We start from the raw sequence: 13,341 nt of genomic DNA on the forward strand, positions 1-13,341 counted from the left end.
TTATTACCTTTATACTTAATAGAGTAAGGAAAATGGGGCAAAAATATGAGTAACCAAATCACAATTACTCTACCAGACGATGTTTACCAAAAAGCTGAACACTTCGCACGTCTAGCAAACCGTGATTTAGCAAGCATCTTAGTTGATACTATCCAATTTTCTATCCCACCTGTTAGTCAAGAAGCCGCAACCCTTGAACCTGTATCAGCACTTTCTGACGTGCAAGTTTTGGCATTGACAGAGTTACAAATGAACCCTGAGGAAGATAGCCGTTTGAGTGAATTGCTAGACAGACAGCAAGCTGGTATGATCACAGAGTTAGAACATTCTGAATTACAAGCACTAATGCAAATTTATCAAGAAAGGCTATTGCGAAAAGCTACTGCATTGAGTGAAGCTGTAAAACGTGGATTAATTAAAGAGTTAGGTGCGTGAGTTCTAGCCAAATTTCTGAACAAGTCCGGGTTAGGGTGCGAACCCAGGCTAATAATCAATGTGGTTACTGTCGTAGTCTGCAAAAGTATGTATTGGGTATTTTGGAGATTGATCATATTATCCCCAAAGCTAAAGGTGGCACTGATGACGAAGAAAACTTATGGCTTGCTTGTAGACTATGCAACGGATATAAAGGCACTCAAACTCATGGACTAGACCAAGTAACTGACAGTAATGTAAAGTTATTTAATCCTCGTCAACAAAAGTGGTCATGTCATTTTGCTTGGACTAATAATGATACACATATTATAGGGTTGACTGCTTGTGGACGCGCTACAGTTTTAGCCCTACAACTCAATAATATTTATGCAATTACTGTTAGACAAGCATGGGTTTCTGCTGGTTGGCATCCACCAGAAGATGCTAATGGGTAGCAATAGTTATCCTAATTCATCCATTCTCCGTTCTCGTTCCCTGGCTCTTCCGGGGAATGCTCTACAGGAGGCTCTCCCTCCATTACCTTTTTTGAGGCAGAGCCTCAAAAACTGCATTCCCAGCCAGAGACTGGGAACGAGTCAAAAATTATTAACATTACGTTTAGCAATATATTTTTCTATGTCACTCATCTTCTTTCTGTCACCACAGTTTGTAAAGGTTTATCCCAAATATCAAGGGGAAGTTGTGGTAAATAGGCAAAATCAAAAACTACGCCCATAGTAGGTTTTTTAGCCCAAGGTGGAGAACTCAACAAACGGTCATAATAGCCGCCACCATAACCCAAGCGATATCCTTGGACATCACAACCCACGCAGGGAACGAGAATTAAATCTACTTCTTCTATATCAATTATTGCCGCTTCTGGATGTGGTTCAGGGATGCCATAAGCACCTGTATTAATGACGTCGTCAGGTTGCCAAAAATGCCAAGCTAGGGACTTACCAACACAACGGGGAAAACCCCAACGTTTATCAGAGTTGGTAAACAGTGAGCTAAGGTCAGGTTCTTGACGAAAGCTGAAAAAAGCCAGGATGGTAGTAGCTCGAGTAAATAATACAGAATTTTGTAAATTAGAGGAAATGCGATCGCTCTTTTCTCTCCACTCGACAACAGACATTGATTGCCGCGTTTTGATCAGAGTACGGCGTAGCTTGGCTTTATCTAGTTGAGCATCAATATTGTTCATCAAACCAGAATCAGGGGGTAGGGACAATGCCCTACCTGATAACTAACTAAGCGGCGTTTTGCCGATACCACTCAATTGTATTTTTTAACCCTTCCTCAAAGCCTACCTGAGCTGTGAAACCAAAGGCTTGCTTTGCCCTTTCAGTATCTAAACAGCGGCGGGGTTGACCATTCGGTTGGTCAGTTTCCCAAACAATCTCACCTTCAAACTCCATCAATTTCGCAATTAGATTAATCAAATCACGGATGGAGATTTCATAACCAGTTCCCAAATTAACCGGTTCAGAGTCGTTATAGGATGTCGTACCCATAACAATCCCCCTTGCGGCATCTACTGAATAGAGAAACTCACGAGTAGGAGAACCATCACCCCAAACGGGAAGTTGCTTTTCTCCCTTAATTTGAGCTTCATGTACCTTACGAATTAACGCCGGAATCACGTGGGAACTCTTGGGGTCAAAGTTATCTTCAGGCCCGTATAGATTCACTGGTAACAGGTAAATACCATTAAAGCCATACTGCTGACGGTAAGATTGCAGTTGCACTAAAAGCGCTTTCTTGGCAACGCCATAGGGAGCATTGGTTTCTTCTGGATAGCCATTCCAGAGGTCATCTTCTTTGAATGGCACTGGGGTAAATTTGGGATAAGCGCAGATAGTGCCAACACAGACAAATTTTTCGATTCCAGCTTGATAGGCAGCGTGAATCAGGTGAGTGCCCATGATCAAGTTATCGTAAAATAACTCGCCGGGTTTTTCGCGGTTAAGACCGATACCACCAACATGAGCTGCTAGGTGAATAATAATGTCTTGCTGGTTGACTGCACGTTGGCTATTTTCCCATACCCTTAGATCGCAATCGCGCGATCGCGTTACAGTAATTTTTTCACGGTCAGCCCCAGCCTGACACAGCTGATCTATCACCTGACGACCTAGAAACCCTGATCCACCTGTGACCAGAATCCGTTTATTTTTTAGTTCTAAGGCTGTCATATTTTTTATCCTCCGCGGTGTAAATCAGAAGTGGAGAGCGCCTAGTTCTTGACGAACAGTAGCAATATCTTGAGGTAGTAGTGAACCATTTCCATTGGGGGAAGTGTGACCCAAGGCTTGCAAGTCGGCTTCTACCATCAGCGCCACAAGTTCGGTAAAGGTTACAGACGGTTTCCAGCCTAACTTCTGTTGTGCCTTAGTTGGATCGCCAATTAATAACTCTACTTCTGATGGACGCAGATAACGCTCATCAAACTCTACATAGTCTTGCCAATTAAGGTTTACATAACTAAATGCTAATTCCAGGAACTCTTTGACTGAGTGGGTTTCGCCAGTAGCAATCACATAATCGTCTGGCTGGTCTTGTTGCAACATCAGCCACATTGCCTTCACATAATCTTTGGCATAACCCCAATCCCGCTTGGCATCAAGATTGCCCATATAGATATTTTTCTGTTTACCAGCAACGATGCGGGCGACTGCTCTAGTTATTTTGCGAGTGACAAAGGTTTCGCCACGTCGGGGCGATTCATGGTTAAAAAGTATCCCATTGGCAGCAAACAAGCCGTAGGACTCGCGATAATTCACTGTTTGCCAGTGAGCGTAAACTTTAGCACAAGCGTAGGGGCTGCGAGGATAAAATGGCGTTGTCTCACTTTGTGGTATTGCTTGCACTAAACCAAACATTTCCGAAGAACCTGCTTGGTAGAACCGCACCTGAATTCCTGTGCGCTGCTGGTAGTCCCGAATTGCTTCTAGCAACCGCAGAGTTCCCATTCCTACCGCATCTACCGTATATTCTGGGGAATCAAAGCTTACCCTGACATGGGATTGAGCACCCAGGTTGTAAATTTCTGTTGGCTTGACTTCTTCTAAAATCCGCCGCAGGGTCGTCCCATCTGTCAAGTCACCATAGTGAAGCAACAACCGCACTCCCTCTTTGTGAGGGTCTTCGTAAATGTGATCGATGCGATCTGTGTTGAAGGTAGAAGTTCGGCGAATAATACCATGAACTTCATAACCTTGTTCTAGCAAAAACTCACTCAGATATGAACCATCTTGACCGGTGATACCAGTAATCAACGCGCGCTTCGGTTGCGTCATGCTCAATTATCCCTTGTTATCGGTGATTAAAAAGTTACAGGCAATCTGATATAAACTAACAGTTAATTACTCAATTGCCTAATGGAGAGCCTAAGAGTATTAGTTGTTAATAGAAATTGGCTGTAAATAAGTATACTTAAGTAAAAGTAATTTAACAAGTAAGGTCTAAATAAAAAATAGCATATACTGAGTATCTATGTATAAATTTTTAGGCGACTAAATTTTATCCAGGGCTTCATTAAAGTTATCCTTTCATTGGCGGTCAGAATCCAAAATCTGCTCGTCAGATGCGTAAACTCGGTGCGCAGCGAGGCTTCACCCAAGATATTGTGTGAAAACGAGATTGTAAAAGCCGCCAACAAGCGTTGGAACCGCCAATTTTGTCCAGGTTTTTGCCAAGGCTTAAGTTTGATCAATTTGAATAGAATTTATTTTTTTGCCACTAGAGGATAAATAAAAATATGACCATACTGGAGTGACTTATGTGGTGTCCCTGCTCAGTTTCCATGCAATAATTGGTATCCGGGGGCATGAGTTGCCCCACAGAATCAACCTTGAGTAGCTTCTCAGTACGCCCCGTTATTTTTGGGCATAATGACCACATCAATTGTTTTCAAGATGATCCATAAATCGAGCCAAAAATTCCTATATTTGACGTAATGTAGGTCGATTTGAACTCGCCGGGGGTACGGAATATCATTGCGCCCAGACACTTGCCACAAACCAGTGATTCCGGGACGGATTGTTAAAATCTGATCGATGTGACAACCGTATTTTGGCAATTCTTCCGTTACTAAGGGTCGCGGACCGACGACACTCATGTCCCCTTTTAAAACGTTCCAGAACTGAGGAAATTCATCCAAACTGGTAATTCGTAAGAACCGACCAATTTTGGTAATTCTGGGGTCTTGTTTGAGCTTAAAACTGGTTTCAAATTCTTGCCGCAATTCTTGGGATGTTTCCATCATTTGCACGAGAATTTCGTCTGCGTTGCTCACCATTGTGCGGAATTTAATACAATTAAAGCGCTTATAGTTTTTACCAACCCGTTCTTGGGCATAAAAAATCGGGCCTTCTGAACTGAAAGCAATCAGCAAGGCCAAGATTAAGTAGACGGGGAAAAACAATATCAAGACCGAAAGCGAAAAAACAATATCGAACAGTCGCTTGGCAAACTCTCCGTTTAAACCCTGTAAAGACAAACCTTTGGGTTTTACCCTCGGCGTCTTTGTTTGTTGACCACGTTTTAAGAAAGTACGCGATCGCTTGCCGGAGAGGAGTGAGCTCTGGGCAGTCATCATACTCCTTAAGAATCCACACCACACATAGTCCCAATCTTAAAGCCAAAAGGCAGTGCTTCTGGGGGGAAATTTCCAAAAGCCTAGAAAACAAATCTAAAAATCAAGACCATGATTTCCAGGAATGTCTTTTTTCTTGGCATTTATTTAAAAAATCGAGGTATCGCTCTGCAAAAACTTGCCCAGAAAACTGGGTGGCGTGTTCTCGCGTATACTCAGGATTAAAAAAGTCCTGATAGACTTCAAACTTTTCTACCGCCTCCACTAAAGCTGCCTCTGTTTGCACCCTGAAGAATATACCAGTCCCTGTATCCGTACAAGTGCGAATATCTCGCACAGTTTCTAGCGCACCTCCTGCACCGTAGGCAATAACTGGAGTCCCACAAGCTTGTGCTTCCACCAAAGCGATGCCAAAATCTTCACAAGCCGCATAGACAAATGCCTTGGCACTGGCCATATATTTTTTTACCACATCATCGGGAAGCCATCCCAGTATTTGGATATTAGCATTTGCCAAGGAGCGAATCTTGTTCATTTCTGGTCCTGTACCAATAACGATTAAGGGTCGTTGTAGTTGGTTAAAAGCTTTGACAATTAAGGATACTTGCTTATAACTCACTAAACGGGAAACTATCAGGTAAAAATCCTCCTTCTGACGAAAAAAGGGTAATCCCTCAAGATTAACTGGTGGGTAAATTACTTTTGCTTCTCGCCGATAGCAACGCCAAATCCGCCGAGCTGTATGCTGCGAGTTGGCAATAAAGTAATCAACGCGGTTTGCACTCAATACATCCCATTGGCGCAACTGATGCAGTAAGTACCGCGTCACCCATCCAGCTAAACCACTCCCCAGCTTGCTTTGGCGGAGATAATCGAAGGTCAAGTCCCAGGCATAACGCATGGGACTATGACAGTAGCAAATATGCAACTGATCGGGAGTTGTCAGAGCGCCTTTAGCAACAGCGTGGGATGAAGACAGAATTACATCATATTCCCGTAAATCCAGTTGTTCCATCGCTAAGGGCAACAAAGGCAGATATTTTTGTACACCTTGGCGGGCTAAGGGGAAGTGCTGGAGAAACGTCGTGCCAATCTGACGCTCATATAAATAACTTTCAGGATTGGTAGATTCAAAGTCGATGAGGGAATATAAATCAGCATCAATGTGATTCAATATCTCCCGGACAACGAGTTCTGAACCACCTGTGGCTTTAGGCGTCAGCCACTCATGAACCAGAGCATATTTCAAGGGCACAGCTAACTTTGAATAGGTGGCAAATACTTGGGGAAGGAATGAGGTTAACTGAAAAGTTTCCCATTGTGATGAATGAATGGGAAGCGCCCCAGATTAACCCGAAGACGTAATCCGACTAAAAGAGGTTCCACCAGAGAGGCTGCAACCTGATAACCTCAGATTGGGGATTGGGGATTGGGAAAAGTTTTCCCTAGTAAAGAGTCCCCAGTCCCTTGACGTCAACTGACATAGGAATTGGGAACTTATGCGAATTTTGATTATTGGTGGCACTCGGTTCATTGGTGTCTACCTGACTCAACTACTGGTGGAAGCTGGACATGAGGTGGTACTGTTCAATCGTGGTAATCGTCCAGCACCTTCGTTACAGGGAGTAGGACAAATTATAGGCGATCGCACTGATGCTACTCAGCTAAAAGCAAAGTTAGCACAAGAAAGTTTTGATGTCATTTTTGACAATAATGGGCGGGAACTTACGGACACTCAACCACTGGCCGAAATTTTTCAAGGACGGGTGCAACATTTTGTATATATGAGTTCTGCTGGAGTCTATCTTAAATCTGACCAATTGCCCCATGTAGAAGGGGATGCAGTTGATCCTCAGAGTCGTCACAAGGGTAAGCACGAAACGGAAGCTTACCTGATGCAACAGGGATTACCTTTTACTTCTATTCGTCCGACCTATATTTATGGGCCCCGGAACTATAATGAGTTGGAAAGCTGGTTTTTTGAGCGAATTGTGCGCGATCGCCCTCTGCCTATCCCTGGTAATGGAATGCACATCACACAACTAGGTCATGTCAAGGATTTGGCTCAGGCAATGACTCAGGTGGTGGGTAACAAAAAGGCAATTGGTCAGATATATAATATTTCTGGCGATCGCTTTGTGACCTTTGATGGTTTAGCTCGTGCTTGTGCTGTTGCTGCTGGCAAATCACCCGATTCTCTAAAAATTGTGCATTACGACCCGAAAAAGTTTGATTTTGGCAAGCGCAAAGCTTTTCCCATGCGAGTGCAACATTTCTTTGCCTCTGTACACAAAGCCCAAACAGAATTAGACTGGCAACCTGAGTATAATTTAATTTCTGGGCTGAATGACTCCTTAGAAAACGATTATCTACCATCTGGGCGTGACAAAGCTGATGTAGATTTTTCTGTCGATGAAGAAATTTTAAAAGCTGTGTAACAAGATTCCCGACTTCTCTAAGAAGTCGGGAATCTGAGTATTGCCAGGATGTACGAGAAGCTTTTTCAGGTAGATTTTGCATTGTCGTTCAAGTTTCTAGCTGGATTCTCCGGTAAAAGATAAATTCCCCCAGAAATTAACGTTAAAGCAACAGATACCCAAAAGCTAATTTGGGTGGGAATTTGCCATACTGGTGATAGGGGTGCAATTAAAAGGGCGATCGCAATTATTTGACTGACTGTTTTGAGTTTGCCCCAAATATTTGCTCCGGTAATCGTGGTTTTGTTGACCCGCCACCCAGCGATCGCTAATTCCCGCCCTAGTATTAAAAATACTCCCCAAGCTGGCACTTTTCCTAACTCAATCAAAACCAGTAACGGCGCCAGTACCAGTAATTTATCTACCAAAGGGTCAAGAAATTTCCCTAAATCGCTAATTTGGTTGAGTTTTCGCGCTAAATAGCCATCCAACCAATCAGTTAAAGCCGCAATTAAAAAAATTCCCAAACATACCCATCTAGCTTGCGGTGTGGGATTGTATAAGCCATAAAGCAGAAATGGTATCCCCAAGAGTCGAGAAAAGGTAATCCAGTTGGGTATAGTCATGTAAAATTCAAAATTCAAAATTAAGAAGTGTAAACTAACAAACAGCCAAACAAATATTCAAAATCTATGCAGATTAGCGTATCTGAGTCTGCCTACATGGGAAAATCTGTTTTCTGAAGCTCTCCTCAAACAATACTATGACTCAACAACCAGATTCCCAATTCCGCATTGAACGCGATTCGATGGGCGATCGCCAAATTAAGAGTAGCGCTTATTATGGTATTCAAACCTTACGGGCGATGGAAAACTTCCCCATTAGTGGAATTAAGCCTTTACCCACCTACGTAGACGCTTGTTTAATTATAAAAAAAGCCACCGCCATTGTTAACGGTGAACTAGGCTGCATTCCTGAAGATATCAGTCTGGCGATTGTTAAAGCCACTGAAGAAATACTTGCGGGTAAGTTGCGCGATCAGTTTGTTGTGGATGTTTATCAAGCTGGTGCGGGAACTTCTCACCACATGAATGTTAACGAAGTTTTGGCAAATCGCGCTTTAGAAATTCTCGGCGAAGAAAAGGGGAATTACCAGCGGGTTAGCCCCAATGATCATGTTAACTACGGGCAGTCTACCAATGATGTGATTCCCACAGCAATTCGCATTGGTGGTTTATTGGCCCTTTATCACACATTACACCCAGCTTTAGAAAAGGCGATCGCATCCCTAGAAGCAAAAGCCAGAGAATTTCAAGATATCGTCAAATCAGGCAGAACCCACCTCCAAGATGCCGTACCAGTGCGTTTGGGGGATAATTTTCAGGCTTGGGCGCAAATCCTCACAGAACACCAAAACCGCATTTATACCGCTTCTGGGGATTTAATGGTGTTGGGTTTGGGTGGAAGTGCCGCGGGCACAGGAATGAATACCCACCCCCTATATCGTGCCCGTGTAGTGGCAATTCTCTCCCAATTGCTGGATACTCCCCTAGAACCAGCACCCCACCTCATGGCAGCAATGCAAAGTATGGCCCCTTATGTGAATGTTTCCGGGGCTTTGCGGAACCTAGCACAGGATTTAGTCAAAATATCTCACGACTTGCGGTTAATGGATTCCGGGCCAAAAACGGGTTTTAAAGAAATTCAATTACCCCCAGTCCAACCTGGTTCTTCAATCATGCCAGGGAAATATAACCCGGTGATGGCAGAAATGACATCAATGGTATGTTTTCAGGTGATGGGCTACGATAATGCGATCGCCCTTGCTGCCCAAGCCGGACAACTAGAACTGAATGTCATGATGCCACTGATTGCCTATAACCTAATTCACAGCATCGAAATTCTCGGTAATACTATCACGGCCCTCACACAGAGTTGCATACTTGGAATTACCGCCAACCGAGAACGCTGTTTAGCTTATGCCGAAGGTAGTTTAGCTTTAGTTACCGCCCTCAATCCCCACATCGGTTATCTTAACGCTGCGGCTGTAGCTAAAGAATCTTTAGAAACTGGCAAATCTCTACGGCAGATTGTTCTAGAACGGGGGCTAATGAATGCAGCAGAATTAGCAACCGTGTTAAATTTAGAACAAATGAGCGGAATTTTACCCCTCATGTCAGAATCGGACAAACTGGACTAAAAACAAAGTGAGAAAATAGGAAAAAGAAGCAATTCTTCTTGATTCTATTTTCACCAATCACAATTTAAAATCCATGCAGACTCAAAAACCATCTGTCAGTCTCATCCGGGCTACATCTTATGAAAGAGAAGCTTTGCGAGAATCTTTAGAAATACTGCTGGAACCTTTAGGGGGAATTGGGGCTTTTGTGAAAAAAGGCGATCGCGTCTTACTCAAACCCAATCTGCTCACAGGCTCTCGTCCCACTAAAGAGTGTACCACCCGCCCCGAACTGGTTTATGCAATTGCTCAGATGGTAATTGAGGTGGGCGGTAAGCCATTTTTAGGAGATAGTCCCGCTTTTGGTAGCGCCAAAGGAGTCGCCACAGCCAATGGCTATCTGCCGATTTTAGAAGAACTCAATCTGCCAATTGTCGAGTTCCACGGCCAGCGTTACCAAACTATCAGCGACAATTTTAATCACCTCCTGCTGTGCAAAGAAGCGATAGAAGCAGATGTGGTTATTAACCTCCCCAAAGTTAAATCTCATATGCAACTAACCTTAACTCTGGGCGTGAAAAACCTCTTTGGTTGCGTCCCCGGTAAAATGAAAGCTTGGTGGCACATGGAAGCAGGGAAAGACGCCAACCGATTTGCAGAAATGTTAGTAGAAACTGCCAGAACAATTAACCCCAATTTAACTATTTTAGACGGGATTATTGGTCATGAAGGCAACGGACCTAGTGGGGGTGAACCTCGTCAACTAGGCGTTTTGGCAGCAGCATCAAATGTATTTGCCTTAGATATGGCTATGCTGGAAATTCTCCAAGTCCCTCCGGCACAAGTTCCCACTGTTGCTGCTTCCCAAAAACTAGGAATTTGTCCAGAACTTGCTGACATTGAGTTTCCTAACTTATCCCCCGATTTACTACAAATAGAAGATTGGCAGCTACCAGATCAGCTAATGCCCATTGATTTTGCCATGCCCCGCGTGATTAAGTCTACTTTTAAGCATCTCTATATCCGTTTCATTAAAGAACCAATGAGTACTTACAGTAAAGGTTAGTTGGGGTCGGGAATTTGCCAGGACACGGGAAAATTTAAATTTTGATAGTTTTCTCTAATTCTCGATTTCCTTTAGCTCAAGATCGTCGCCAGTGCCAAGGTTGCTACAACAATTTTAAAATTAGCAAATTAAACTGTAAGTACCCTCCGATTGCTTAACCAGGCCGCCCTCATCTAGTGGCGGTTTTTTCATCGCTTAATTTGTGTTCAATTCCTCATATTACAGTTTGGATTTCCCCAAAACTTAGTCTGGGCGATTTGACACTTTGGACAAGGTTGCAGGTGGACTGATCTCTGACGAAAAGCCGCCACACCCGCAATTTAGAAATTATTAATCTACCTATATATAGATTGACAAAATTGGAGTAATTGCACTTAGTTTTGCTAATTTAACTTCTACAATATTTTCTTGGTGCTATCACTGAATAAATGCGGCAAAACACGGTTCGATAAATATATTTATTCAGTAATAATCTCCTGCTAAAAACATTATTACCCTCTGAACTTCCTGATTTTGGCATATTTTTATGTGTAATTACTGTTGAATAATTAACTACGCTCACGTTTTTAAGTATTATTTCGGTATATTTATTAGGTATTAACAATCCTATAACCAGGGCAAATGCTCTGCACAAAAGCATCTGGAAATGTTATACTCTAAGCATATTGCCCAAACAAACTTTGTTGATTAATCTGCAAACAGATGAAAAATGTCATTGATAAAGCTGTAGCTGTTAGCCATCTGTGAGATATCCATGACACAGTACAGTCAAATATCTAAAAATATTAGTCACCAAATACAGCATCAGATGTATACAGACTGCTTTGTAACAAAATCGTCATGTATGAAAATGCCATTATGACACTTGCAAAACTGGATGAAATACCTGAATGCTACATAGTTGACAGGCAAAAAATAGCTAAAATAGCATCAAAACTCTCTCTTGAGAGAGTAAACCTACAAGTGATTTGACGAATTGCAATTTTGTATGAATTCAAATAGCCAGTCTGCCAATTCTCCCGACACATATTCCCATCGTTTGGCAGACGTTGTGGGAACTGCGATCGCTCTAGTAACCCTAATACTACCTGTATTTGTCATCGCCCACTATTCTTCACACAATGTTCAGAATAACCAGCAAACCCTAACCTACACCTTACCAAACAGTGAAGATTAGACCAAACTAATGGAGCATTTTACCCGTTCAACCAGATCAGCAGCAGTCCCTCCTCCTAGGGCTGTTGGCCGTGGGAGGAATGGCACTAAATCTGTGTTGTTGGACTCCAGATTCAGTCATCTTGACTGACTAACATACTATCAAGTCTGAGGCCACTCTAGAATATATCTCATTTCTCATTAAAAAAAGCGTTGCGAGGAAACTTAGCAACGCTTTTTTTAGAGAACTATGGCTAAAAAAACCCGCGTTTCCCAAAAATTACCTATCCAGCAACCACTTTAAGTACACAGAAACTCCAGATCGACAGCAAGGCGCGTCTTTTCTCATCTGTTTTCCCAAGGGAGCAAAGTGAATCTTTGGGAAGAGATCCCTTATTGCCCTAAAATTCTACACGGGGAGCCAAACTGTGTGCTACCTTGATTCACTGTTAGTAGAGGAGTTTTGTTGTGGATTTATCCCTTATTCCTGCCCAACCTAAACCGGGTATAGTCAATGTCCTGATTGAAATTGCGGGCGGGAGTAAAAATAAATACGAATTTGATAAGGAATTGGGAGCTTTTGCCTTAGATAGGGTACTTTATTCCTCAGTACAGTATCCATATGACTATGGCTTTATACCTAATACCTTGGCTGATGATGGCGATCCACTGGATGGTATGGTACTAATTGATGAACCAACTTTTCCAGGTTGTGTGATTGCTGCACGACCAATTGGCTTTTTGGAGATGATTGATGGTGGCGATCGCGATGAAAAGATTCTTTGTGTTCCCGACAAAGATCCGCGCTACGCTCAAGTAAAATCCTTGAAAGACGTACCCCCCCACCGCTTGGAAGAAATTGCCGAATTTTTCCGCTCTTATAAAAATTTGGAAAAAAAGGTAACTCAAATTCTTGGTTGGCAGGATGTTGAGCAAGTCAGTCCCTTGGTAGAAAAGTCTATCCTAGCTTACACTCAAAAGTAATGGAACTTGGGTAATAGGTTATATTCAATTACCTGTTACCCTTCTAAATTATCACCTAGCTAGAAAAACCAGACTTAAAAAATAGGCAGACACAACACCTTTGCTGATTGCGGATCACAAAAATTGCCACATCACCCGAAACGAAATGGAACGCACTCTCCTTTTGGCAAAAATTCATAACTGCACCCTCACAGCGGCGAATCTCCACTACGTTGGCAGTATTAGTATTGATGAAGTCCTCTTGGAAAAAGCTGGCATCTTACCCTATGAGCAGGTACAAGTAGTGAATAATTCCAATGGTGAGCGGTTTATTACTTACGCCATCCCGGCTCCCCCCAACTCAGGGGCGATTGAATTAAATGGAGCAGCAGCACGTCTAGGCATTACAGGCGATAGAGTGATTATAATGACTTACGGGCAGTTAAACTTAGAAGAGTTAAAAAATTACTCTCCTAGAGTTGTCATTGTGGATGAAAAAAACCGACTTTTAGAAGTTCGGCTCTACAATGATCTACTCAGTAAGCTCTAA

General features: G+C 42.8%; 14 protein-coding genes. 8 read left to right on the top strand and 6 right to left on the bottom strand.

Features of this window, described 5'->3' with window-relative positions; all coding sequences use genetic code 11:
* The first annotated feature begins 45 nt into the window (after positions 1-45).
* Entirely contained in the window at positions 46-435 is a 390-nt protein-coding gene (locus H6G32_RS12395) for a hypothetical protein (protein WP_190458586.1), read from the top strand.
* A complete protein-coding gene (locus tag H6G32_RS12400) occupies positions 432-869 on the top strand; it encodes an HNH endonuclease (protein WP_190458588.1) in 438 nt (145 codons plus the stop codon). The genes H6G32_RS12395 and H6G32_RS12400 overlap by 4 nt, the downstream gene beginning before the upstream one ends.
* A gap of 188 nt (positions 870-1,057) precedes the next feature.
* Here the strand turns inward: H6G32_RS12400 and H6G32_RS12405 are convergent, their stop codons facing one another.
* From H6G32_RS12405 to H6G32_RS12425, 5 genes are all read right to left on the bottom strand, one after another.
* Positions 1,058-1,618, bottom strand: a complete 561-nt coding sequence (locus tag H6G32_RS12405) for a 5-formyltetrahydrofolate cyclo-ligase (RefSeq protein WP_190458667.1) — start codon at positions 1,616-1,618, stop codon at positions 1,058-1,060.
* A gap of 46 nt (positions 1,619-1,664) precedes the next feature.
* Complete coding sequence (locus H6G32_RS12410) at positions 1,665-2,609, bottom strand: GDP-L-fucose synthase family protein (RefSeq protein WP_190458590.1); 945 nt, start codon at positions 2,607-2,609, stop codon at positions 1,665-1,667.
* Between the two features lie 24 nt (positions 2,610-2,633).
* Positions 2,634-3,713, bottom strand: coding sequence for a GDP-mannose 4,6-dehydratase (gmd, locus tag H6G32_RS12415; protein ID WP_190458592.1), 1,080 nt, complete (start codon positions 3,711-3,713; stop codon positions 2,634-2,636).
* Positions 3,714-4,279: 566 nt separating this feature from the next.
* A complete protein-coding gene (locus H6G32_RS12420; protein WP_190458669.1) occupies positions 4,280-5,011 on the bottom strand; it encodes a sugar transferase in 732 nt (243 codons plus the stop codon).
* 103 nt (positions 5,012-5,114) lie between these two features.
* Positions 5,115-6,266, bottom strand: coding sequence for a glycosyltransferase (locus tag H6G32_RS12425; RefSeq protein ID WP_190458594.1), 1,152 nt, complete (start codon positions 6,264-6,266; stop codon positions 5,115-5,117).
* Between the two features lie 244 nt (positions 6,267-6,510).
* On the opposite strand from H6G32_RS12425, the gene H6G32_RS12430 reads away from it, so the two are divergent.
* Positions 6,511-7,449: an NAD-dependent epimerase/dehydratase family protein gene (locus H6G32_RS12430; protein ID WP_190458596.1), complete on the top strand. Its 939-nt coding sequence runs from the start codon at positions 6,511-6,513 to the stop codon at positions 7,447-7,449.
* A gap of 65 nt (positions 7,450-7,514) precedes the next feature.
* Here H6G32_RS12430 and pgsA read toward each other — a convergent pair whose 3' ends face one another.
* On the bottom strand, positions 7,515-8,054 hold the full coding sequence (pgsA, locus tag H6G32_RS12435) for a CDP-diacylglycerol--glycerol-3-phosphate 3-phosphatidyltransferase (protein WP_190458598.1): 540 nt from the start codon (positions 8,052-8,054) through the stop codon (positions 7,515-7,517).
* Positions 8,055-8,191: 137 nt separating this feature from the next.
* Between pgsA and H6G32_RS12440 the strand changes: the two genes are divergently transcribed.
* The 5 genes from H6G32_RS12440 (at position 8,192) to panD (ending at position 13,341) form a co-directional block, all read left to right on the top strand.
* Positions 8,192-9,628, top strand: a complete 1,437-nt coding sequence (locus H6G32_RS12440) for an aspartate ammonia-lyase (RefSeq protein ID WP_190458601.1) — start codon at positions 8,192-8,194, stop codon at positions 9,626-9,628.
* Between the two features lie 73 nt (positions 9,629-9,701).
* Complete coding sequence (locus tag H6G32_RS12445; RefSeq protein WP_190458603.1) at positions 9,702-10,673, top strand: DUF362 domain-containing protein; 972 nt, start codon at positions 9,702-9,704, stop codon at positions 10,671-10,673.
* A 988-nt stretch (positions 10,674-11,661) separates the two neighbouring features.
* Complete coding sequence (locus H6G32_RS12450) at positions 11,662-11,850, top strand: hypothetical protein (protein ID WP_190458605.1); 189 nt, start codon at positions 11,662-11,664, stop codon at positions 11,848-11,850.
* A gap of 446 nt (positions 11,851-12,296) precedes the next feature.
* A complete protein-coding gene (locus tag H6G32_RS12455) occupies positions 12,297-12,812 on the top strand; it encodes an inorganic diphosphatase (RefSeq protein ID WP_190458607.1) in 516 nt (171 codons plus the stop codon).
* Positions 12,813-12,957: 145 nt separating this feature from the next.
* On the top strand, positions 12,958-13,341 hold the full coding sequence (gene panD / locus H6G32_RS12460; RefSeq protein ID WP_190458609.1) for an aspartate 1-decarboxylase: 384 nt from the start codon (positions 12,958-12,960) through the stop codon (positions 13,339-13,341).

Source organism: Cylindrospermum sp. FACHB-282 (assembly GCF_014697195.1).
Classification (GTDB): domain Bacteria; phylum Cyanobacteriota; class Cyanobacteriia; order Cyanobacteriales; family Nostocaceae; genus Cylindrospermum.

Bases quoted from the DNA above. Each gene is read 5' to 3' on its own strand.
- H6G32_RS12395 (WP_190458586.1), top strand. From the start codon at position 46: ATGAGTAACCAAATCACAATTACTCTACCAGACGATGTTTACCAAAAA.
- H6G32_RS12405 (WP_190458667.1), bottom strand. From the start codon at position 1,618: ATGAACAATATTGATGCTCAACTAGATAAAGCCAAGCTACGCCGTACT.
- H6G32_RS12410 (WP_190458590.1), bottom strand. From the start codon at position 2,609: ATGACAGCCTTAGAACTAAAAAATAAACGGATTCTGGTCACAGGTGGA.
- gmd (WP_190458592.1), bottom strand. From the start codon at position 3,713: ATGACGCAACCGAAGCGCGCGTTGATTACTGGTATCACCGGTCAAGAT.
- H6G32_RS12420 (WP_190458669.1), bottom strand. From the start codon at position 5,011: ATGACTGCCCAGAGCTCACTCCTCTCCGGCAAGCGATCGCGTACTTTC.
- H6G32_RS12430 (WP_190458596.1), top strand. From the start codon at position 6,511: ATGCGAATTTTGATTATTGGTGGCACTCGGTTCATTGGTGTCTACCTG.
- pgsA (WP_190458598.1), bottom strand. From the start codon at position 8,054: ATGACTATACCCAACTGGATTACCTTTTCTCGACTCTTGGGGATACCA.
- H6G32_RS12440 (WP_190458601.1), top strand. From the start codon at position 8,192: ATGACTCAACAACCAGATTCCCAATTCCGCATTGAACGCGATTCGATG.
- H6G32_RS12445 (WP_190458603.1), top strand. From the start codon at position 9,702: ATGCAGACTCAAAAACCATCTGTCAGTCTCATCCGGGCTACATCTTAT.
- H6G32_RS12450 (WP_190458605.1), top strand. From the start codon at position 11,662: ATGAATTCAAATAGCCAGTCTGCCAATTCTCCCGACACATATTCCCAT.
- panD (WP_190458609.1), top strand. From the start codon at position 12,958: ATGGAACGCACTCTCCTTTTGGCAAAAATTCATAACTGCACCCTCACA.